The sequence below is a fragment of the Seonamhaeicola aphaedonensis genome (genome assembly GCF_003386195.1).
In the GTDB taxonomy this organism is placed as follows: Bacteria; Bacteroidota; Bacteroidia; order Flavobacteriales; family Flavobacteriaceae; genus Seonamhaeicola; species Seonamhaeicola aphaedonensis.
This window is the reverse complement of record NZ_QRDX01000006.1, coordinates 306172-326924: the sequence shown is the minus strand read 5'-3', so window position 1 is coordinate 326924 and position 20753 is coordinate 306172. Positions and strand designations below refer to the sequence as shown.

The window sequence follows — 20753 nt, the reverse complement described above, 5'->3', positions numbered from 1 at the left end:
AGACATACAAATAGTTGTTAAAGACGCAAATCCTTTAGCTTTGTCTTTAGTTTTATTTACCGCTCTATATTTAGCTTTTTTTTTAGTTCAGCAACCGATTTATAGCCAAGGTCTTCTGCAGCCACTTCCAGGTATGAATCTTGAATCATAGCATCCAGATCTTTCTTTAACAACAATTTTTTTAGCTGTTCAATCTCTTTTTGAAGTTCTTTAATACGTGTTATTTCGTCTTTGGTTTTCACAGTTATTCTGGTGTTCATAAGGTCTTTACGGTTATACTTCTTAATCCATTCATTAATGGTGGTTGGTGCAATACCGTAGGCTTTCCCTAGTTGATATTTGTTTAGTTTTCCTGTTGTAAGTTCGTCTAAAATTTTCAGTTTAAAAGGTTCTGAATACCGTCTGATTACTTTGTCATTTTTGTACATAATGTTTGAAATTATGTAGCCTTTATTCAGGACGGGTCAAAATGTTGGGTAACGTGTTTGTGTATGGCTCGTTGCGGTAAATCAGCTATGATTTTCCGCCGTAACCGAAAGATAGCAAATTGCAATGAATTCCGATTAGGAATTCAGCCGCAATGAGCTATACACGGTGTTGGCAAACGTATTTTATTCTTAATAGACTATTTCTGTTATTATTAATCGTTTTATAAAATAGTCATTCAAATCCACTTTTGTTTCGAGCATTCGGTCAGCAATAAGTCTTGGGTCAATCGTTCCAGCTGCTTCTCGTATATCGAGATAATCAATTAGAAAATCCGATTTGTTTGATATTGAATTTAATGCTCTCGAATAACTACCAACATAATTTATATCAATCCAATTTTTTCGAGATTCAATAATTGAATCTTCATTGATTGGTTCTCTATAGTTAAATGATGATTCAGAGGTACTGTATCCAAATGTTCCATCTGGCATTAAATATTTTCGTTTAATCTTTAACATTGGAACGTCGCTAAAACTCAAAGTCAGTTTTTCTGGGTCACGTTCAATCCAAATTGAATCTGGTACGCTGTAAATTTCTAATCTCAAATTACTTTTTTCAAGATATTCTCTACTCCTTTCCGAGATTTTTTTCCAGTATTCAGTTTGTCCTTTTGATAATTCGGTCAGGAATTGTTTGTAGGCTTTTTTAGTTTCTAAATTCGGATATTGTCTTTTGAGAAAATCAGACTCAAAATCGTTTACAAGATAAGTCAGAGTTTCACTGTTTTCTTTTCCTAAAACCTTTTCAAATTCCGCTATTTCTTTTTCGTTTGAACAACTAAAAGTCAGAAGTAAAATTATAATTAGATTGACGAATTTCATTGTGCAGTCATATGTTTGCCAACGGTTTTGTATAAGATTAGTTGCGTGGTTTAGCAACGAATTTAGCAAATACAAACCGAATAGAAAATCCGCAAGGATTTTCGTAAGTAGGCTTGAACTAGCAATTAATTTTATACGGTGTTGTAGCACGTTATTTTTTGTTTTTATATAATTCCATTGCTTTAAGGAATTTCATTCCACCATCTTCAGTCAGGTCGTTTATGAATCCATTTAATTCAGGGTTGTTTTTGTCAATCCAGCTCAAAAGTCCATTTTTATTTTTTTCCCAAGTCGGATAATCAAAGTTCAGGTAATCTGTTTCTATACTGATTATTTTATCTTTTTGAAACTTAATAATTTGATTTGTTATAAATGGTTTTTCGTGAAGAAAAAAGATTCTTTTGTCCATTTTTGAAATTTTTGCTTTGACAATTCCATCTTTTTGTTCAATTTCAAGTATTTCATAGTTAGGTTCAAAAACAGAATCCCATTTTAAAACCTCCAAATATTCTTTTATAGAATATGTATTTTTATGTTCTCCTTCTATTGTTTTTATACTATCCGCAAACGATTCCGATATTTTAGAGTAGTCCGAATTGTCAAGAATCTTAAAGTATTGTTTAGTAATTTCAACTCTGTCAATTTCCTTTTCAGAGTTTTTACAGGATATAATTCCGATTGTCAATATTAGTAATAGTACTATAGTTTTGTTCATTCGTTTTTGGTTTGGTCTAATGTGCTACAACGGTCTCGGCTATGAGTAGTTGCGTGGTTTAGTACTTAACTTTGCAAGTACACACCAAACTGAAAATCCGCAGGATTTTCCGAGTAGGCAAGAACCAAGCAATTATTTTTACACGGTGTTGTGTGTAGTTTTTTATTTTCCGTCTTTATTGATTTCACTTGTAATTTCGCCTTTCTCATTCCATTCTTTCCAAATTCCGATTTCTCTCCAATTCTTTCCGTATTCTTTTTTCGATTTAGGTTGTCCGTTCTCGTAATAGGTTTCCCATTTTCCAATTGGTTTTGTATTTGCTCCGTTGTTTAGGTAACGAATAATACTTTTTACATTACCATTTTTGTAATATTCAGTTATTACTTGTGTTGACTTTCGTTTATGTCTTCTAAATCTTTCAGAACGCTTTAATTGTCCATTGTCAAAGTAGTTATAATAATCGCCAAACTGTTCTTTATTTATATGCTTGATTTCTAGTAAAGTTTGTCCAAGACTGTCAATCAGTTTTTCTGAAATCAGTTTTCCGTTTTCGTAATCATTGAATTCAGTTTGTTTTTCGTAAGGATTATAGATTTTCCATTTTCCGCTTTTTCTTTTGTCTTTGTAAAAAGCTTCTACTAATATCAATTCTGGATTACTAGATGAATAAGCGATGTATTTTCCATCTGGTAATTTTTCTTTGAAAGTATATCCATAATCAATTGAACAATTGTAGTGATAGTCCATATAAATTTCATTTCCATATTCGAATTTATGTTCTTGAGCATACAAGTTTGAAATAAAAGTCAGAAATATTATTGAAAGAAGTGATTTCATTTTTTATCATTTAGTTTCTCGAAAATAAATCAGTTTTATAATTCAGAAAAATCACAATGAGTAAACTATACTTTTGAATTAGTAAACGGTTTCTCAAATTACACACAACGTTTTTGTGTATATTTTCAGTTGCGATTTTGTTTAGCTAAAAGTAAGTAAATAATTACTGATAGGAAAATCCGCGAGGATTTTCCCAAGTAGGCTAAAAGCTAGCAATTGAATATACACGTTGTTGTGTGTATGTGCTTTATTTCAGTCGTTTTTCTTATTTATGTTATAAGGCAACAGTTCAACAATTACTTTTCCGTTTTTATCTTTTTTAATTATTTTTTCAGGTTTATTTTCTCCGTTTGTCAATATTCGTGCTTTATAGAACAATTCCAATTTTCCATTTAAGAATCCATTTCCGAATTCCGACAAATCAGTTTTCGCCTTTCCCAGACTTTCTCCAAATTCACTCTTCTTTGGAAAGTCATATCCATTATATTTTTTATTCGGTTCAGATAATCTTTGAATATCAGAAATCGAAATGGAATCCCATTCAGATTCAAAAAAATCATCGCAATTTCCTTCTCCAAGTTTTATGTCATAGGTAAATGGATAATCAGTTGGGAAATCAGATGCAGTTAATTTTACATACTGTTTTTCTTTCCGCCAAATTATAGTTGTAAAGTAAGTTTCAATCTTTTTTCGATAAAATTCAAATCCTTTTTTTTCTACTAAATTTCCAATTATTTCCAATGCCGAATTTGAAAACGAAATATGCTTTCTTGATGGTCTTGAATTATCTCTAAATTTCAAAAAGTCAAATATTCCCATAATTTTGGTCAGCATTACACACAACGGTCTTGTATAAGATTAGTTGCGTGGTTAAGCAACGAATTTAGCAAATACAAACCGAATAGAAAATCCGCGAGGATTTTCGTAAGTAGGCTCGTACCAAGCAATTAATTTTATACGTTGTTAGCAAATCGTTTTTTATTTGTTCGTTAATTCAAAGTTCTAATTCCGCTTTTATATTCAGTTAGACATTTTTCTTCTAATTCTATTTCCGGATTGTATGTCGTATTTCCTTTTGTAATTGATTTGTTTACATAAATTAATTCCAAAGTTTCTAAATCAACCAAAATTGTATATCCATAATTTACACTCTTATCCGAAATCTTAAAATTCAGATAATATGGCATAATTTCTTTTGAGTGATACCAAGAAGCGGATAAATTCAGCTGAGGATTTTTATGTTCTTCAAAGTAATAATTCAAGCATTTAGGAAAAATAATTTCCTTATCATTTATTCTTAGTATTTTTTTATTCAAGTCAAATTTTGCTGGACTAAATTCTTTCGGTAAACCAATTATATTTCCGTTTTCATCAAGTTTTAATATTCTGTCTTGATGCATAACATTTGAATTAGTTAGAAATAGAAATGATATTAAAATCAATAGTGTTTTCATTCGTAACGATTGGTTTTTAAATGTTTGCTAACGTGATTGTATAAGATTAGTTGCGTATGCAATCACTAATAAAATAGACAGCAACTACTTTGAAAAAGGAAAGTCCTTTCCAAAGTAAAAAAAAGTTTAAGCAATTAATTTTATACGGTGTTGGCATACGTTTTTAATTTTTTTCGTTCGGTTTATTCAAAGTATCAGTCATTTGTTCAATCGTTAAGGAAACGCTATCCACTCTTTTGGATAAAATTTGAATATTACTTTTTAGTTCTTGTTGCTCTATTTTTTGTGTATCTTGTAATTCTTGTACTATATTATTCTTCATATCTTTGGTTTCCGTTTTAAACTTCCAAAAAGCAATTAATAACATACAAAAAGGTATAACTATTCCTGCCCAATATTTTAATTCCTCTTTTATTTTTTGAGAACGTTTTTTAGATTTTTCTTTTTCATTATATTTAACCCAACCACCGACATTTACAACTTCATTCCCTTTAATAGATAATTTTATAATATTAGCGTTCTTGTTTTTTGATAGAAACCGAACTACAAGTCCAAGTTCTTTTTCAAGGTAATCTATATCAAGATTTTCAGATAGAACTTTTGCTTGTTCTTCTAAATCGCTATCTAAACTTAATTTCTTTTTTAGTAAAAAATACTCACTATTAGATTGAGAAAGTATTTTTATCCAATTTTGGATTTGATTATCGGTCATGTTATTTCCGAATTTTTGTTACTTTATTTTAAATGTATGCCAACGGTCTCGGCTATTAAGCCGTTGCGTGGTTCGGGGCTGTTTTTAGTTGGTTGGCAACGGCGTAATTTTAACAGAGGTTTTTCGCAAGTACGCTAGCAATAGCAATGAATTATAGCCTTTGTTGTGTTTAGTTTTTATTAAATTTTCATTCGGTTTGTTTAGTCGGTTCAAGTATTGGTTTTATTACGAGTTCGGTTTCTTCTCTACTTTCGAGCTTATTGTCTATTTTTTTGCTTGGGCTGTCATTCTCTTTTATATCGGTCTTGGATTTGCTTATCTCGGTGTTTTTCTTGGAATCCTTTAATGTTTGATATTGCTCCCAATTATTACATGCTTGAGGGATTGAAAACAAAGCTGTTAGAGATAGTAATATTATAGTTACAATAGCAAATTTATAATCCTTTTTTCTTTTATTATGTTCGGTCAAATAATCAATTCCTTTAGGCAATAACTTAACTTTTAAAATGCATTCTTCTGCTGATGTTTTAAATTTTATTCCTTTAGATGTCGAAAATAGATTGTTTTCTATTATTCTTATAAAGTTAAGTTGTTCAAGCTCCTTAAAAAGTTCATCGTTTCTATGTCGGTCAGTTATTGCTCCACCGCTACCTTTTTCAACAAGCGAGTACTTATATGGCATTAATCCTTTTTTCTTTAAGAAAGGCACTATGTCGTAAGAACTTAAACCTGCTTTTTGGTCAAGTTCTTTCAGAATTTCAATTATGTCAGTCGATTTTGATTTATAGTAACGATTTTCTATTTCGGAATTGAGGCGGTTAGCTTCACGGTCGTGATTCCGTTGGTGTAGTCTGTCGCTAATCCAATATTTTATTTTCCGAAAATATCCTTTCATCTATCGGTGTCTTTTAAATTAAACACAACAAGTGAATAAACACACTAGTGTGTTTATTTTTACTATATATACACTCAAATATACATAAATACTTACAGATCTAGAGGGTTTTTTATAAAATCAAAGCTGCTTTTTGCAACATGGGTATAGATTTCTGTGGTTTTGGTTGAGTTGTGTCCCAATAGCAATTGAATATGTCTTATATCAACACCAGATTCGAGTAAATGTGTAGCAAAACTATGTCTTAAAATATGTGCGCTTACCTTAACTTTAATACCAGCATTAATAGCGGCACTAGAGACTATTTTTCCAACACTATTGGCGCTGTATTGCTCCTTGAACTGTCCTTCGAAAAGAAATGTTTTAGGTTTATATTGCTTGTAATAAATCCTAAGGTCTTTCAAAACAGATTGAGAGAGCAAGGTATACCTGTCCTTGTTGCCCTTTGCGTCCCTTACCCTAATAAGCATTCTTTTACTATCGATATCCGTTAGTTTTAGGTTCAACAGTTCTGATCTTCTGAGCCCGGCAGAATATAGAAGACTAACAATACACTTATGCTTGATATTATTTGTATGGTCGATAATGGAATGAATGTTGGACTTTGATAAAACAACAGGTAGTTTTTTAGATTTTCTTGGCCTTTCAATACTATAAAATCTGTTTGGCATTCCTAACACCGTTTCATAATAGAACTTTATACTGTTAATGGATTGATTGATATAGGAATCTGATCGATCCATTTTAACCAAATACTCCAGATAGTTTCTAATATCGTTTTCATTGAGGTTGTCTATATTGGAAGCATCGAAATAGTTGATAAAATTCTCAAAGCAGGACACATATGTTTTTACGGTATTATTAGCATATTTCTTCAGTTCGAGTTTTTTTAGATAATTCTCTGGGCAGAACCTGTAGTTAGCGTCGCGATTTCTTTTGTAGACCCATGACGCATCAAAGGTTTCGTTAAGTGCTTTGGATCTGTTTTTTTCAAAGAAATATTTTGTGTCTATCCATGCAACCCCTTTAAAGAATCTAAAAATTTCATTTAGGTTGTGCTTCGTGTTAGGGACGTAGTGCATTGTGAACTCCTTGCTCCATTGTACGCCACTAAGTTCATTTATAATAATTTGAATGGCTTTATTAGCATAGAATTTAAGACCAATGCAACGTTTATTATCAATTAACAGATGTTTAAGGGTTATGTGCTGTTTAAGATCCATTTTTTTATAAAGTTAACCCATAAAAACATTATATTCGAATGTTACACGAATAGTATTCGTATAATATTCGATTAATTTTATTTTATGACAGTAAAAAGAGTTTGTTTGGCCTGTAAAAAGGAACTGAAAGGGAGAATAGATAAAAAGTTCTGTGATCTACATTGTAAAAGTTCCTATCACTACAAGAAATCGCAGGAGGAGGCGCCACGATTTTATAATAAAGTAGACAATCAATTAAGGCTTAACCGTCGTATTTTAAAAAGTTATAATAAAGCGGGCAAGGCAACGGTTAGATCCAAGGTTTTATTAGGGCAAGGCTTTAACCCGAACTTTTTCACCCATTATTGGAAAAACCAAAAAGGCGATGTATATCTTTTTGTATATGAGTTCGGGTTTCTAAAGGTAAAGGAACATAATGTAGAAAAGTATGTTTTAATACACTGGCAGGATTATATGAATTAGTCTTTTCAATAATTTTTTAAATTACGAGAAGAAATATCATAAAAACCTAGTTTTTTGACTACAAAAGTCGTCAAAAATATAAAAATCAAGGGTTCAATCAAGGGTTCGTCAACGGTTCGATTTTCAAAATCAATGGTTCGATTTATCATTTTTTTGATGACTTCTGTCATCAGTTTTTCATATTATAAAACTGTTTCAACAATAATTTTATAGTTTATTTTTACTTTAATAAGTAAACCACATTACCAGTTTCAATATCATAATAAGGATGTATCTCATATATCTTTATGAATATTATTAACCAAGAAATATCTAGCTCCATTTATAACTGGCTTTAGTTCATTAATATCTCCTATGCAGCTAAAAACCGTTTTTGATTTCAGATGTCATCTATTTTAGGACCAGCAAGGATATTGCAAGGGTATCTTGAAAATTTAGCAAGGGTTTCTTCACAAACTTGAAAGGTGTTTTAAGGGCATTTTTTGATTACAATAGTAATCTAATATGCGTTTATCAATGGTTCAATCAATGGTTCGCCAGAGGCTCATCAATGGTTCGATTTTCAAAATCAATGGTTCAAAATTGATTATCAATGGTTCGATTTATCATTTTTTTTGATGACTTCTGTCATCATTTTTCAATATTAAAATACTTTTCTAACAATAATCTTTCAGCTTCTGCTTCTGTAACAAGAGGTGGTTTTGGTTTTTCGACTTGTTTTTCATCTGTCTTTAAAATATCATCTTTTGATCTGGTAAGGGAATCAGGTTTTGTAGGTCGGGTTAATTTTACAGCATCAAAACTGTTCGATACATCTTCAAAACAGGCATCGATAATGTCGCTTTTATCAAAGTTGTTTTTTGGATCGGATACCATGTTTTGATGAAATTCCTGTTCCAGATATTCCGAGTGATTTTTAAAGTTCAAATACTGAAAATAGAATTTGTCTTCAACTTCTTTGGTTGTAACCGTATACTTGTTTAGATGCCTGTACATCCAATCAGAAAAGTAAATCAATGTCTCCACCATTTTAAAGTACTTGCCCAATACATAGTTGAACCCTTCTTCGTTTGTACCATCTTGCTTTTCTTTTAGGCTAAACAAATTAGCTTCCAATTTGTTGGCCTTTGCAAGTATCTCTGTTGTATTTCTATCCTCTGTATACGGCACTGGACCCTTATGGTAGTCGAAGACATAAATCTCGTTTAATGCAATGTGCTTTTTAAAAGCATCCATTTTGTCCTTAGGAACCATAAGGATCTCTTCCTCCGGTATAAAGAAATAGAGTTCCCTAATTAGGTTTGGGATCAAGTAAAGATAGAACTGATATAAGGATGGTTTAGTCATTAGGGTGTATTAACATTTCTGAGTAATCCGATGCCAAACCAGCATCAATGTTCCTCAAGTATTTTTCCAGTGCGGCCATCGAGGTATGCCCCGTGATGAGCATCAGTTCGCTCTTGGCCTTAAAAGGCGAGGATTCCTTTACCAATGCCCTATATAACATAGTTATACTGGTATGCCTAAAACTATACAGACCATAATCCTTTCCTAGTCCAAGGGGCTGCTTGACCACTTTTCTAAAACGTTTTGAGAAAAAGTCCCGTTTGTTGGTCTCATCGGTTTCCCAATTGCCACCTATTTGGGTTGGTGTGAACAAAAAGTCATCACCATTTAACTTTGATAAATCAGGCAGATCGTCCCATAGTATTTTGGGAATGATCCTGGTTTTTAAGGCACTGTTCTTGGCTTTATACTGAACGGTCTTATTGATTGGGTTGATGTCCTTGACTTTTACCCTACAGACCTCAATAGGTCTTAACAGACCATACAATACAAACTTAATATATAATAATAGGATAGGGTCTTTATCTTTTAAATGATCAAAGATAGCTTCTTGGGTCTCCTTTGAAAATGTTTTATGGCGTTGGGGCTTAGACTTTAGAACCGGTATATTCTTAATAAAGTTATTGGGTATGATTTCATTATCCTCCAACACCTGCATGATACTGCTTAAATCCGTTCTATAGTTATTTCTATTCCTTGCAGAGGTTTTCCCTAGAATGTGATTCAGAAATCCCAAGACCATTTTTTTACTGAGGGCATCAATAGACTTGATATCGGGATGCTCTTTTTCCATCCAAGCTAAAAAGACATTGATCTTACCTTCATAATCTTTTTTGGTTCTAACGCTGACGACATTTTCCTTGAGCTTGAGGCCAAAATCAAAGGCTTCCTTTAAGGTCATCCTTGGAGTCTCTGGTAATGGCGCTTCATTGACCTCTTTGACCTCGGTAACGACTTCAATATTTTCTTTTTTCTTGGTTTTTTTAGACTGTAACCTGTTATGGAGTTCGGTATTGTCCTCAAAAGGATTATAGCCTTGCCTCAATAGCCTTAATAAAACCTTGCGGTACACGGAAAGCACTTCCATACGCTCGCCCTTGGTCTTATATTTGAAGGCTTCGCCATAAAATGGCGTCATGCGCTTTAGCTTTCCAGTAGAAGGATCACGGAAAGAAAAATAGACATACCAACGCTTGGTGATGTCACCGTTGGCTATATAGATTTTAGGATTGGTAAAGTTTTTTGTTTGGGACAAATCGTATGCACTTTCGTATTCAAAATCGTATGCAAATTTAAGAATTTGTTTGGAGGTAAGCATAAAAAAACGGTTTAGAGAAAACCTAAACCGTTGTATTTGCTGGACTTTTATTTTGTAGCGAGATCGAGATTTGAACTCGAGACCTCCGGGTTATGAATCCGACGCTCTAACCAACTGAGCTACCTCGCCATTTTGTGGCTGCAAATATAAAAACAATTCTATTGTCAGCAAATATTAGTTAGGCAAAATATTATTAAAATTTATTGCAATACTTATCAATTAATGTATATATTGGGCAACATTAAATTTTCAAAAGTAGTTATGGACGATAAAGTTAGATTTGATCTTGAATTTCCTATTCACGCATCACCTCAATTATTATATCAATATATTTCAACACCTTCTGGTTTGTCTGAATGGTTTTCAGATAATGTAAATTCTCGTGGAGAACTATTTACTTTTTTTTGGGATGATAGTGAAGAGCAAGCCAAATTGTTGAGCAAAAAAAGTGGTGAGCGTGTTAAATTTAGATGGGTATCTGATGAAGAAGACGGTCTATCGAGTTATTTTGAAATACGAATTCAAGTTGATGAAATTACCAAAGATGTATCCTTAATGGTTACCGATTTTGCTGAGGAAGATGAAATTGATGAAGCTAAAATGCTTTGGGAAAATCAAATATCAGATTTAAAGCATGTGCTAGGATCTGTGTAAATTTTAAATCATATAATTAAATTATATTTGCCCCGTCCTGATTAAGAATTTGGACGGGATTTTTTATGATAAATTTCAACGGAAATATTTTAGATAATAACAATATACTTTCAATAGAAAATAGAGGGTTTGCCTATGGAGATGCTCTTTTTGAAACTATAAAAGTAAGTCACAATAAAGTACTTTTTTTAGAAGATCATTATTTTAGATTAATGGCCTCCATGCGTATTATGCGCATGGAAATTCCAATGAATTTTACTATGGAATATATGGAAGAGCAAATTCTTAAAACTATTGAAGCTAACGCTCTATCTAAATCTGCTAGAGCAAAACTTACTGTGTTTAGGAATTCTGATGGGTTGTATACTCCAAATTCAAATGATGTTGGATTTATTATTTCAGTAAAGCAAATTCAGGATGAGTTTTATACCTTGAATGATAGTTTTTATGAAGTTGATTTGTTCAAAGATTATTATGTATCGCCAAGTTTATTATCAACATTAAAAACTAATAATAAAGCTTTAAATGTTGTGGGAAGTATTTTTGCAAAAGAAAACAAGCTTAACAACTGTTTTATTTTAAACACCAATAAACAAATTATTGAGGCTCTAAACGGTAATATATTTGTAGTGAAAGGAACTACTGTTAAAACACCACCAGTTAATGATGGTTGTTTAAAAGGCATTATGCGAAAACAAATTATTGACATTCTAAAAAAAGTAGAGGGTTATGAAATTTTAGAAGCATCTGTATCGCCTTTTGAACTTCAAAAAGCTGATGAGATTTTTATTACCAATGTGATTGTGGGCATCCAACCCATATCAAAATATAGAAAAAAAATGTTTAGTAGTGAAGTCTCTAAAGTGTTGATAGGGAAACTAAACGTAGCAATTAGGTTAAACTAGTTGTAGTTAGGGTTTTCTGGTGCATTGGACCATATGCTGTATTCACCTCCAAACTCTAGCATTTTCTCTTTCCAAAACGATTTATAGTCTTTTTCAATAATATTCTGCTTGTAAACATTTTCAGCAACTACCCAAGAGTTTGCTTTAAGCTCATTCTCAAGCTGAGTGGCGTCCCAACCAGAATAGCCTAAAAAGAATTTTAAATCGTTTTCCTTGATGTTGCCTTCTTCAATGAGTTTAACAACTTTTTTAAAATCACCACCCCAGTAAATTCCTAAAGAAATTTCAATACTATCTGGAATTAATTCGGGAATTTTATGAATAAAATATAAGTTGTCTTGTTCAACGGGGCCACCATTATAAACTTTGAAGTTGGCATCAATTTCAGGAACCAATTCATTAATAGCATAATCTAGTGGTTTGTTGAGAATAAAACCTATAGAACCTTCGTCGGAATGGTCTGCAATGAGAACAATAGATCTATTAAAAGACACATCTCCAATTATGGAAGGTTCGGCTATTAATAAATCTCCTTTTTTAGGCGTTATTGTTGTCATGCTTTGAGGAATTAACAACTAAATCTAATATTTATTTATTAAAAAAACAACTTTTAAAATTTGAACACAAAAAAAGCCTTCAAATTTTTGAAGGCTTTTTAAAGTTATAATGGATAATAATTTAGTTAACAGCATTCGATAAATCTGAACCAGCCTTAAATTTAACCACTTTTTTAGCTTTAATTTTAATAGTCTCTCCAGTTTGAGGGTTTCTTCCTTCTCTTGCAGCTCTTTTAGAAACTGACCAAGAACCAAATCCTACTAAAGAAACGCGGTTACCTTTTTGTAAAGCACCTTCAATTTCAATAAGTGCACACTCTAAAGCTTTTTTTGCAGCTGCTTTAGTGATTCCTGCATGTTCTGCCATTGCATCGATTAAATCTGTTTTGTTCATAATATAAAATTTAATTATTAATAAATTGGTTAAACATTTTTTGTTAAATCCTCTACAAATTTATACGGATTATGTAATCATGCAAGTAATAGCAAGGGAAATGCATACATTTGTTAATAACTTAAGTCTTTTGTTAATAAAGGATATGTATTTCACCGAAGTTTTTGAAATAACAGTAGAATCAAGGGTTTAGCGCATTTTGGCATTTGGTTTAAACGTGTAGCCATTTAATAGAGATTTTATATCCATGGCACGCTTACCTGGGAGCTTCATTTCTAAGATATTTATATATCCATTTGACACACATATCTTTAATTCATTTTTAGTTGAAATAATAGTGCCTGTTTCTTCAGAATGCGATGAAATTTCTTTTTCAGTTTTATAAATTTTAACATCTAATTCATCTTCTCCGTTTAGCAAAGAACACCATGCGGCTGGATATGGACTCAAGCCTCTTATTAAATTATAAATATTTTCAATGGAGTCATTCCAATCTATTTTACAATTATCTCTATGGAGTTTATAAGCTGTTTTAATATCATTGGTGTCAATTTGTGGTTTGGTTTTTACATTGCCATTTTCAATTAAGGCAACGGTTTTTAAAACAAGTTTACTTCCTATTGTCATTAATTTATCATGCAAACTTCCTGCATTTTCTTCAGGATGAATATCAACTTGATCTTGAAGAATCATTTCACCAGTATCAATTTTTTCATCAATAAAGAACGTAGATACTCCTGTTTTGGTTTCACCATTAATGATGGCCCAATTTATGGGAGCAGCACCACGGTAATTTGGTAAAAGAGAGGCATGCAAATTAAAAGTGCCATATTCTGGCATTTGCCATACCGCTTTGGGTAGCATTCTAAAGGCTACGACAATTTGTAGGTTAGCCCCAAGATTTTTAAGTTCTTCTAAAAAATCTTCGCTTTTGAGGTTTATGGGCTGTAGTATGTTAAGATTATTTTCTCTAGCATATTTTTTTACGGCACTTTCATTTAACTTTCGCCCTCTTCCAGCGGGCTTGTCTGGAGCAGTAATAACACCAACAATGTTATATTGATTGTCTACTAATGCTTTTAACGTGGCTACTGCAAAATCTGGTGTGCCCATAAAAACAATTCTTAAGTTCTTCATTATTAATTTAATTTATAAGTATTTTTTGGCGTCATGCTAATAATATTATGCTCTAATAAAAGTTTCAAAACGGTTTTTAAGTCTTTATCAGAACAGTCTAAACTAGCAACGAGTGCGCGTGATGATAAATCGCTTGCTTTTAAGCGTTCAATAATACGGTTTTTCAATGTTGAAATATCAACCGTTGAAGTCTTTTTTTGTGAAGATATACACACTGAACAAACTCCGCAAGGTTCTAGATCTTTTTCACCAAAATAGGAGAGTAGCTGCATGCTCTTGCAAACAATTTCATTTTCAACATAATTAAGCATAGCTTTAACTTGTTGTTGTTTTATTTTATTTTGTTGCTCTATCACTGCTGCAATTCTATTGATGGTTTTGTCATCTTCTCTTGGTTCAATAAACGTGATTTGCGCATCGGTTTTAGCTAAATTTAGAGTAATAACATGGTCTTTTTCTAGCCTTTTTAAAGCGTTAATTAACGAAACCTCAGTTACTGATGCTTTTTCAGATATTCTTAAAGTGTTTATTTTAGTTTCGTGATCAAATATGCCACCATACATTCTCAACATAGATTTTACAATTAAGCTTAACTCTGAATGATTATCTAAGTAGTCAAAAATAGCCGTATTAGGCATGATAAATTGAGCGGTTACTTTATTTTTAAACTGTTTGGAAAGATTGATAACACTGTTTCGATCTAGCAATTGTAGAGCGTTGTAGCACAAAATAGTACCAAACTGGTAAGTTTTACAAAAGGCATTAAAGTTGAAATCGTAAGTGGTATAGCCTCCTTCACCATATGATATTTGAAAGTAGTTACACAATTTTCTATATACTTGTTTTACAAAATCTACGGTGGGTAGTACATTTAAAAACTGGTTCTTCACCAATTGAGCGTCGCTATCGTTTTTTAAGATAACTGCAAACGCTTTTTCACCATTTCTTCCTACTCTTCCTGCCTCTTGAAAGTAACTTTCAATACTTTCAGGTAAGTTAATATGTATTACTGTTTTTACATCAGGTTTATCAATACCCATACCAAAGGCATTGGTAGCTACCATGACCTGTTTTTGGTTGTTTAACCAAGCGGACATATTAGATGCTTTTTCTTCGTTGGGGAGTCCACCGTGGTAATAGGTAGCTGTGATATTTTTCAATTCTAGAAACTGACTTACCTCTAAAGTCATTTTTCTATTTCGCACATAGATGATAGAAGATTGTGTGTATTTTTTTAGAATGGTCTCTAACCTATAATACTTATCATTCTCATGATACACCATATACCCAAGATTGGGTCTTAAAAATGACTGCTTAAATATTTTTGGTTGAATAAAATCTAGCTCATTTATAATATCCTGAACCACTTCTTTTTTTGCCGAAGCTGTTAGAGCAACAACATTTACTGAGGGTTGAAGTCTTCGCAGCAAAGTAATATTTTTGTAAGCAGGTCTAAAATCATTACCCCATTGTGAGATACAGTGAGCTTCATCAACAGCAATTAAATTCACATGCATCTGTCTTATCCTATCCTGAACCACTTCTTGTTGTAAACGCTCTGGTGATAAGTATAAAAACTTATAGTTTCCATAAATACAATTATCTAAAAGCGTATCTAAATCATTATAGGAAATTCCACTCGTGATAGCCAAAGCTTTGATACCCTTGTTATTTAAAGCTTGAACTTGGTCTTTCATTAAGGCAATGAGCGGGGAGATAACAATACAAATACCTTCTTTAACTAAAGCAGGTATTTGGTAACATAACGATTTTCCACCACCAGTTGGTAAAAGCACAAAAGTGTCCTCACCTCCAATAACAGCGTTGATGATAGCTTCTTGATTGTTTTTAAACGAGGTAAATTTCCAATAGCGTTCTAGTATGTTAATTGGATGCTCCATATAGCTTCTTATAACGCATTTAAAATAAAACCAGTACGTTCTTTAACCGTTCCAAAAGGTACATCAATTAAATTATAGTTGTAAGATTTGTAAGTGCGTAAAAGGTGGTTGTGAATTTTAAGCGCTTGTTCAAAGCTTTCGTAACGTTCATTATCTTTTTTGTAAATAGCTTCCCAAGGACTTAAAATAAAGGTCACATCATAAACACTGGTTTTACATATATCTACAAAGCTTTTTGGGTAACTATCACCAATAAAATCCATGTAAGCCAATACATCATGAACGCCTCGATCCAAAAACACGATGTTAGATTTAGTTATTGAAGCTTCAATAAACTGTTGATGTCTGCCATCTAAAAGCCGTTCGCTAAACAACATTGGGTTTTCTAGAAAAAGTTGGTCAATACCTTCCTTTTGAGCCTCAATAATAACTTGTCTGGAAATTTCTTCAAAACAAACAAACCCTTGTTTTCTGAGTTCATTTATGAGTGTAGATTTTCCGGTTCCAGGTCCACCGGTTATAACAACTTTTTTAGTTCCCAAACGGTATATTTTTAGTGTAAAAATCGGAATTTAGATTCGATAAAAAAAATAGTGTTCAACTTAAAAAGAATGATTTTAGAGAGTATATGTTTCTTCTATCAAAACTTCTTTTTATTAAAGTACAAAGTTTAGTTTTGATTAGTCAAATTATAAATTTTTTGAGTATTTCATAAGTTTTTCAATAAAAAAATCACGTACTTTTGCAGCGTATAAAATTGCTATGGATTCATCATCAAAATCAGAAGAGTTTTACAATAAATTAAGAAGCCAACTTTACGAAACCTCTAGTTGGCCAACTGAATATTTGTATAAATTTATTGTGAAATCAAATAGTGAAAAATTAGCCAAATTAGAGGCTATATTTGATAATATGGGGGCTGTAATTAACACTGTTGAATCTAAAAATGGTAACTACACAAGTGTTTCTGTGAACTTATTAATGAGAGATCCTAGTTCCGTTATTGAAAAATATAAAGAAGTAGCAGAAAAAATTGAAGGCGTAATAAGTCTTTAGATTTTTTTTGTATTTTGCGAAAGCATAAATAACTACGTGCATAATTTTTAATTCCACACATTTATTTTGACAAATACTTTAGAATACAATACAGAGCGTGAGCATTTAATCATACCAGAATATGGTCGGCACATGCAAAAAATGATTAATCAAGCTAAAGCTGTTAGCAATAGAGAAGAGCGAAACAAAATAGCTAAAGCCATTATTTCGGTTATGGGTAATATGCAGCCACATTTAAGAGACGTACCAGATTTTCAGCATAAACTTTGGGATCAGCTTTTTATCATGTCTAATTTCGAATTAGACGTAGATTCGCCTTATGAAAAACCAACCAAGGAGTTGCTGTCAGAACGCCCTGAGCCTTTAAAATATCCGCAAAATCACCCAAAGTATCGTTTCTACGGAAACAATATTAAAACAATGATAGACGTTGCTAATACATGGGAAGATGGTGAATTAAAGGAAGCTTTAACATACACCATAGCAAACCATATGAAAAAGTGTTTTTTAAATTGGAACAAAGACACCGTTGAAGACATTGTTATTTATGATCATTTGTTTGAATTGTCTGGTGGAAAAATTAACCTTAGAAATTCAGAAGAAAATTTGTCAGAATCTTCAAGTTTAATGCGTGCTAAGAGCAAATATTCAGCAAAAAAAGGACATCACAAAAAACAAGGCAGACAAAGAAAACGCTATTAAGTAAGATAATCTTTGTATAATTATAAGAGTGATTTGATAGGAAACTAATTTTAATTTGAGAGTAGACCTCGAATATTTAAACCTCGATTATAAAGTAAAGCATGGGAGTATTTAAAATTGAAGGTGGTCATCAGCTAAAAGGAAGCATAAAACCACAAGGCGCCAAAAACGAGGCTTTACAAATATTATGTGCCGTTTTACTAACTCCCAAAAAAGTTACTATAAATAACATACCCGATATTGTCGATGTTAATAAACTAATAAGTTTATTAAAAAAACTAGGGGTAAAGGTTGCGCAGCTTACTAAGGGTGCCTATTCCTTTCAAGCAGATGACTTAAATTTAGAGTATTTAGAATCGGATGAATTTAAAGAAGACGGAAGAGGGCTACGTGGCTCTATAATGATTGTGGGGCCTTTATTAGCCCGATTTGGAAGAGGTTATATTCCTAAGCCTGGAGGTGATAAAATTGGCCGCCGAAGATTAGATACGCATTTTGAAGGATTCATTAAACTAGGGGCTAAGTTTGGTTATAGTAAAGAGGATCAGTTTTATGGCGTTGAAGCCAATAAACTAAAAGGAGCCTATATGCTTTTAGAGGAAGCCTCTGTAACGGGAACAGCCAATATAGTAATGGCAGCTGTTTTAGCAGAAGGCCAAACGACCATATATAATGCAGCGTGTGAACCCTATTTGCAACAACTTTGCAAAATGCTTAACAGAATGGGGGCCAAAATTAGCGGTGTGGGGTCTAACATGCTAATAATTGACGGTGTTGATAGCTTGGGAGGTACAGAGCATACCATGCTACCTGATATGATAGAAATTGGTAGTTGGATAGGTTTAGCAGCCATGACTAAGAGTGAGTTAACTATAAAAGATGTTTCTTGGGATGACTTAGGTCTCATTCCCAACGTGTTTAGAAAATTGGGTATTACTGTTGAAAAACAAGGAGACGATATTCATATACCTGCTCATACCAATGGATACGAGATTCAAAATTTTATTGATGGCTCCATTTTAACCATCTCAGATGCCCCATGGCCCGGGTTTACACCAGATTTATTGAGTATTATACTGGTGGTAGCTACCCAGGCTAGAGGAAGTGTTCTGATTCATCAAAAAATGTTTGAAAGTCGTTTGTTCTTTGTAGATAAACTCATTGATATGGGTGCAAAAATTATATTGTGTGATCCGCACAGAGCTACTGTTATTGGTCATGATTTTAAATCTACATTGAAAGCTACAACAATGACCTCGCCCGATATTCGTGCAGGGGTTTCATTGCTTATAGCGGCATTATCAGCAAAAGGCACATCAACCATAATGAACATTGAGCAGATTGATCGTGGTTACGAAAACATTGATGAGCGTTTACGAGCTATTGGGGCTCATATTGAGCGGATTGATGCTTAGGTTCTATTTGTCTGATATTTGTTGAAAACTACCCTAAAATACTAAAAACTTATTCGGTAATAACTATTTTAATTTTGTAAATTTGCCTGCGTTTAAAAGCGCAACATGACAAACACAAAGTACATTTTCGTAACCGGTGGGGTTACATCTTCTCTAGGAAAAGGTATTATAGCAGCATCTCTTGCAAAATTGCTTCAGTCTCAAGGATACCGTGTTACCATACAAAAATTAGACCCGTATATTAACGTAGATCCAGGAACCTTAAACCCTTATGAGCATGGAGAATGTTATGTTACTGAAGATGGTGCCGAAACCGATTTAGACTTAGGTCATTATGAACGCTTTTTAAACACGCCTACAAGTCAAGCCAATAATGTAACTACGGGTCGTATTTACCAAAGTGTTATTCGAAAAGAACGAAAAGGTAAATTTCTAGGAAAAACGGTTCAGGTGGTTCCTCATATTACAGATGAAATTAAACATCGTATTCAATTATTAGGGAATTCTGGTGATTATGATATTGTTATTACCGAAATTGGTGGTACAGTAGGTGATATTGAATCGCTGCCATACATAGAAGCAGTACGTCAATTACGTTGGGATTTAGGAGAAAATAATGGTATTGTAGTACATTTAACTTTGGTGCCCTACTTATCTGCGGCTGGTGAACTTAAAACTAAACCTACCCAACACAGTGTAAAAACCTTAATGGAAAGTGGGGTTCAAGCTGATATATTAGTTTGTAGAACAGAGCATCATTTACCTGAAGATTTAAAACGGAAATTAGCATTGTTCTGTAACGTAACCCAGGAATCTGTTATTGAATCTATAGACGCCTCTACTATTTATGATGTTCCAAATTTAATGTTGAAAGAAGGGCTTGATAAGGTAGTTTTAAAGAAATTGAACTTAAAATGTACAGAACCTGATGTAGCTAAATGGAATGAATTTTTAAAACGGCATAAAAATCCAAAAACAGAGGTTACCATTGGCCTTATTGGTAAATATGTAGAACTACAAGATTCTTACAAATCAATTCTAGAGGCATTTATTCACGCAGGAGCAGCTAATGAGGTTAAGGTAAACATAGAGTCTATTCATTCTGAATATTTAAATAGCGACAATATTGAAGTTAAGTTAGCTCATTTAGATGGTGTTTTAGTAGCACCTGGTTTTGGTGAACGCGGCATTGAAGGAAAAATAGATGCTGTTAGGTTTGTACGTGAAAACAACATCCCTTTTTTAGGTATATGTTTAGGTATGCAAATGGCAGTTATTGAATTTGCACGAAATGTTTTGGGTATTAAAGATGCCGATTCAACCGAAATGAATACAGCAACTAAAAATGCCGTTATTGATTTAATGGAAGAGCAAAAATCTATTACCGATAAAGGTGGTACCATGCGTTTGGGAGCTTGGGCTTGTGACTTGAAATTAGGTAGTTTGGTAAGAGATATTTACAAAGCAGAGACCATTAAAGAGCGTCATAGACATCGTTATGAATTTAATGGTAATTACAAAGCTCAAATGGAAGCTGCTGGTATGATTGCTACAGGATTAAACCCAGATACAGGTTTAGTAGAAATTATAGAAATACCAGAACATCCATGGTTTGTAGGTGTTCAGTATCACCCAGAATATAAGAGCACGGTTGCAAATCCACATCCTCTATTTGTGGCTTTTGTAGCGGCAGCACTTAAATATAAAAGCAAACAAAAGGGTGTCAGTATGGCACGAAACTAGAATTGGACAGTTTTTT

Annotated in this window: 23 protein-coding genes and 1 tRNA gene; 7 read left to right on the top strand and 17 right to left on the bottom strand. The window is 32.8% G+C overall.

Annotation, left to right across the window (positions count from 1 at the left end; genetic code table 11):
• Window positions 1–56: 56 nt before the first annotated feature.
• The 9 genes from DFQ02_RS11600 to xerA form a co-directional block, all read right to left on the bottom strand.
• Complete coding sequence (locus DFQ02_RS11600) at window positions 57–428, bottom strand: transposase (RefSeq protein ID WP_099567889.1); 372 nt, start codon at window positions 426–428, stop codon at window positions 57–59.
• A 189-nt stretch (window positions 429–617) separates the two neighbouring features.
• The gene (locus tag DFQ02_RS11595) at window positions 618–1310 is read right to left on the bottom strand and encodes a hypothetical protein (RefSeq protein WP_147297769.1); all 693 of its coding nucleotides are present in this window, start codon (window positions 1308–1310) and stop codon (window positions 618–620) included.
• A 151-nt stretch (window positions 1311–1461) separates the two neighbouring features.
• A complete protein-coding gene (locus tag DFQ02_RS11590; RefSeq protein ID WP_113966841.1) occupies window positions 1462–2025 on the bottom strand; it encodes a hypothetical protein in 564 nt (187 codons plus the stop codon).
• A 162-nt stretch (window positions 2026–2187) separates the two neighbouring features.
• Window positions 2188–2862 carry a toxin-antitoxin system YwqK family antitoxin gene (locus DFQ02_RS11585; RefSeq protein WP_116524595.1) on the bottom strand — a complete coding sequence of 225 codons (675 nt, stop codon included), beginning with the start codon at window positions 2860–2862 and terminating at the stop codon, window positions 2188–2190.
• 252 nt (window positions 2863–3114) lie between these two features.
• Window positions 3115–3681, bottom strand: coding sequence for a hypothetical protein (locus DFQ02_RS11580; RefSeq protein WP_116524594.1), 567 nt, complete (start codon window positions 3679–3681; stop codon window positions 3115–3117).
• A gap of 170 nt (window positions 3682–3851) precedes the next feature.
• On the bottom strand, window positions 3852–4316 hold the full coding sequence (locus tag DFQ02_RS11575) for a hypothetical protein (protein ID WP_147297768.1): 465 nt from the start codon (window positions 4314–4316) through the stop codon (window positions 3852–3854).
• Between the two features lie 163 nt (window positions 4317–4479).
• A complete protein-coding gene (locus tag DFQ02_RS11570; RefSeq protein ID WP_116524592.1) occupies window positions 4480–5028 on the bottom strand; it encodes a hypothetical protein in 549 nt (182 codons plus the stop codon).
• Window positions 5029–5215: 187 nt separating this feature from the next.
• A complete protein-coding gene (locus DFQ02_RS11565; protein ID WP_116524591.1) occupies window positions 5216–5923 on the bottom strand; it encodes a hypothetical protein in 708 nt (235 codons plus the stop codon).
• Between the two features lie 92 nt (window positions 5924–6015).
• On the bottom strand, window positions 6016–7146 hold the full coding sequence (gene xerA / locus DFQ02_RS11560) for a site-specific tyrosine recombinase/integron integrase (protein ID WP_116524590.1): 1131 nt from the start codon (window positions 7144–7146) through the stop codon (window positions 6016–6018).
• A gap of 84 nt (window positions 7147–7230) precedes the next feature.
• Between xerA and DFQ02_RS11555 the strand changes: the two genes are divergently transcribed.
• The gene (locus tag DFQ02_RS11555; RefSeq protein ID WP_116524589.1) at window positions 7231–7608 is read left to right on the top strand and encodes a hypothetical protein; all 378 of its coding nucleotides are present in this window, start codon (window positions 7231–7233) and stop codon (window positions 7606–7608) included.
• A 630-nt stretch (window positions 7609–8238) separates the two neighbouring features.
• Here the strand turns inward: DFQ02_RS11555 and DFQ02_RS11550 are convergent.
• From DFQ02_RS11550 to DFQ02_RS11540, 3 genes are all read right to left on the bottom strand, one after another.
• Window positions 8239–8955 carry a hypothetical protein gene (locus tag DFQ02_RS11550; RefSeq protein ID WP_147297767.1) on the bottom strand — a complete coding sequence of 239 codons (717 nt, stop codon included), beginning with the start codon at window positions 8953–8955 and terminating at the stop codon, window positions 8239–8241.
• Window positions 8948–10273, bottom strand: coding sequence for a tyrosine-type recombinase/integrase (locus DFQ02_RS11545; protein WP_116524587.1), 1326 nt, complete (start codon window positions 10271–10273; stop codon window positions 8948–8950). Before DFQ02_RS11545 ends, DFQ02_RS11550 begins: the two co-directional genes overlap by 8 nt.
• A 55-nt stretch (window positions 10274–10328) precedes the next feature.
• Window positions 10329–10402, bottom strand: a tRNA-Met gene (locus DFQ02_RS11540).
• A gap of 132 nt (window positions 10403–10534) precedes the next feature.
• On the opposite strand from DFQ02_RS11540, the gene DFQ02_RS11535 reads away from it, so the two are divergent.
• Complete coding sequence (locus tag DFQ02_RS11535) at window positions 10535–10927, top strand: START-like domain-containing protein (protein WP_116524612.1); 393 nt, start codon at window positions 10535–10537, stop codon at window positions 10925–10927.
• Between the two features lie 65 nt (window positions 10928–10992).
• A complete protein-coding gene (locus DFQ02_RS11530) occupies window positions 10993–11832 on the top strand; it encodes an aminotransferase class IV (protein WP_116524586.1) in 840 nt (279 codons plus the stop codon).
• On the opposite strand, the gene DFQ02_RS11525 is transcribed toward DFQ02_RS11530, so the two are convergent.
• The 5 genes from DFQ02_RS11525 to DFQ02_RS11505 form a co-directional block, all read right to left on the bottom strand.
• Window positions 11829–12389, bottom strand: coding sequence for a YqgE/AlgH family protein (locus tag DFQ02_RS11525; RefSeq protein WP_116524585.1), 561 nt, complete (start codon window positions 12387–12389; stop codon window positions 11829–11831). The two genes, DFQ02_RS11530 and DFQ02_RS11525, sit on opposite strands and share 4 nt — an antisense overlap.
• Window positions 12390–12510: 121 nt before the next feature.
• Window positions 12511–12783, bottom strand: coding sequence for an HU family DNA-binding protein (locus DFQ02_RS11520; RefSeq protein WP_116524584.1), 273 nt, complete (start codon window positions 12781–12783; stop codon window positions 12511–12513).
• A gap of 189 nt (window positions 12784–12972) precedes the next feature.
• On the bottom strand, window positions 12973–13920 hold the full coding sequence (gene fmt / locus DFQ02_RS11515; protein WP_116524583.1) for a methionyl-tRNA formyltransferase: 948 nt from the start codon (window positions 13918–13920) through the stop codon (window positions 12973–12975).
• Window positions 13921–13922: 2 nt separating this feature from the next.
• Entirely contained in the window at window positions 13923–15821 is a 1899-nt protein-coding gene (locus DFQ02_RS11510) for a RecQ family ATP-dependent DNA helicase (protein ID WP_116524582.1), read from the bottom strand.
• Between the two features lie 8 nt (window positions 15822–15829).
• Entirely contained in the window at window positions 15830–16363 is a 534-nt protein-coding gene (locus DFQ02_RS11505; protein ID WP_116524581.1) for an AAA family ATPase, read from the bottom strand.
• Between the two features lie 220 nt (window positions 16364–16583).
• On the opposite strand from DFQ02_RS11505, the gene DFQ02_RS11500 reads away from it, so the two are divergent.
• The 4 genes from DFQ02_RS11500 to DFQ02_RS11485 all read left to right on the top strand — a co-directional run bounded on the left by DFQ02_RS11500 (window position 16584) and on the right by DFQ02_RS11485 (window position 20737).
• A complete protein-coding gene (locus DFQ02_RS11500; protein ID WP_116524580.1) occupies window positions 16584–16877 on the top strand; it encodes a DUF493 family protein in 294 nt (97 codons plus the stop codon).
• Window positions 16878–16943: 66 nt separating this feature from the next.
• Window positions 16944–17579, top strand: a complete 636-nt coding sequence (locus tag DFQ02_RS11495; protein ID WP_116524579.1) for a DUF4290 domain-containing protein — start codon at window positions 16944–16946, stop codon at window positions 17577–17579.
• A 101-nt stretch (window positions 17580–17680) separates the two neighbouring features.
• Window positions 17681–18994 (top strand): UDP-N-acetylglucosamine 1-carboxyvinyltransferase, encoded by a 1314-nt coding sequence (gene murA / locus DFQ02_RS11490; RefSeq protein ID WP_116524578.1) that lies wholly within the window; start codon window positions 17681–17683, stop codon window positions 18992–18994.
• A 105-nt stretch (window positions 18995–19099) separates the two neighbouring features.
• Window positions 19100–20737 (top strand): CTP synthase, encoded by a 1638-nt coding sequence (locus DFQ02_RS11485; protein ID WP_116524577.1) that lies wholly within the window; start codon window positions 19100–19102, stop codon window positions 20735–20737.
• Window positions 20738–20753: the final 16 nt, after the last annotated feature.

Coding starts and splice junctions, on each gene's coding strand:
- DFQ02_RS11600 (WP_099567889.1), bottom strand. CDS start 428: ATGTACAAAAATGACAAAGTAATCAGACGGTATTCAGAACCTTTTAAA.
- DFQ02_RS11595 (WP_147297769.1), bottom strand. CDS start 1,310: ATGAAATTCGTCAATCTAATTATAATTTTACTTCTGACTTTTAGTTGT.
- DFQ02_RS11590 (WP_113966841.1), bottom strand. CDS start 2,025: ATGAACAAAACTATAGTACTATTACTAATATTGACAATCGGAATTATA.
- DFQ02_RS11585 (WP_116524595.1), bottom strand. CDS start 2,862: ATGAAATCACTTCTTTCAATAATATTTCTGACTTTTATTTCAAACTTG.
- DFQ02_RS11580 (WP_116524594.1), bottom strand. CDS start 3,681: ATGGGAATATTTGACTTTTTGAAATTTAGAGATAATTCAAGACCATCA.
- DFQ02_RS11575 (WP_147297768.1), bottom strand. CDS start 4,316: ATGAAAACACTATTGATTTTAATATCATTTCTATTTCTAACTAATTCA.
- DFQ02_RS11570 (WP_116524592.1), bottom strand. CDS start 5,028: ATGACCGATAATCAAATCCAAAATTGGATAAAAATACTTTCTCAATCT.
- DFQ02_RS11565 (WP_116524591.1), bottom strand. CDS start 5,923: ATGAAAGGATATTTTCGGAAAATAAAATATTGGATTAGCGACAGACTA.
- xerA (WP_116524590.1), bottom strand. CDS start 7,146: ATGGATCTTAAACAGCACATAACCCTTAAACATCTGTTAATTGATAAT.
- DFQ02_RS11555 (WP_116524589.1), top strand. CDS start 7,231: ATGACAGTAAAAAGAGTTTGTTTGGCCTGTAAAAAGGAACTGAAAGGG.
- DFQ02_RS11550 (WP_147297767.1), bottom strand. CDS start 8,955: ATGACTAAACCATCCTTATATCAGTTCTATCTTTACTTGATCCCAAAC.
- DFQ02_RS11545 (WP_116524587.1), bottom strand. CDS start 10,273: ATGCTTACCTCCAAACAAATTCTTAAATTTGCATACGATTTTGAATAC.
- DFQ02_RS11535 (WP_116524612.1), top strand. CDS start 10,535: ATGGACGATAAAGTTAGATTTGATCTTGAATTTCCTATTCACGCATCA.
- DFQ02_RS11530 (WP_116524586.1), top strand. CDS start 10,993: ATGATAAATTTCAACGGAAATATTTTAGATAATAACAATATACTTTCA.
- DFQ02_RS11525 (WP_116524585.1), bottom strand. CDS start 12,389: ATGACAACAATAACGCCTAAAAAAGGAGATTTATTAATAGCCGAACCT.
- DFQ02_RS11520 (WP_116524584.1), bottom strand. CDS start 12,783: ATGAACAAAACAGATTTAATCGATGCAATGGCAGAACATGCAGGAATC.
- fmt (WP_116524583.1), bottom strand. CDS start 13,920: ATGAAGAACTTAAGAATTGTTTTTATGGGCACACCAGATTTTGCAGTA.
- DFQ02_RS11510 (WP_116524582.1), bottom strand. CDS start 15,821: ATGGAGCATCCAATTAACATACTAGAACGCTATTGGAAATTTACCTCG.
- DFQ02_RS11500 (WP_116524580.1), top strand. CDS start 16,584: ATGGATTCATCATCAAAATCAGAAGAGTTTTACAATAAATTAAGAAGC.
- murA (WP_116524578.1), top strand. CDS start 17,681: ATGGGAGTATTTAAAATTGAAGGTGGTCATCAGCTAAAAGGAAGCATA.
- DFQ02_RS11485 (WP_116524577.1), top strand. CDS start 19,100: ATGACAAACACAAAGTACATTTTCGTAACCGGTGGGGTTACATCTTCT.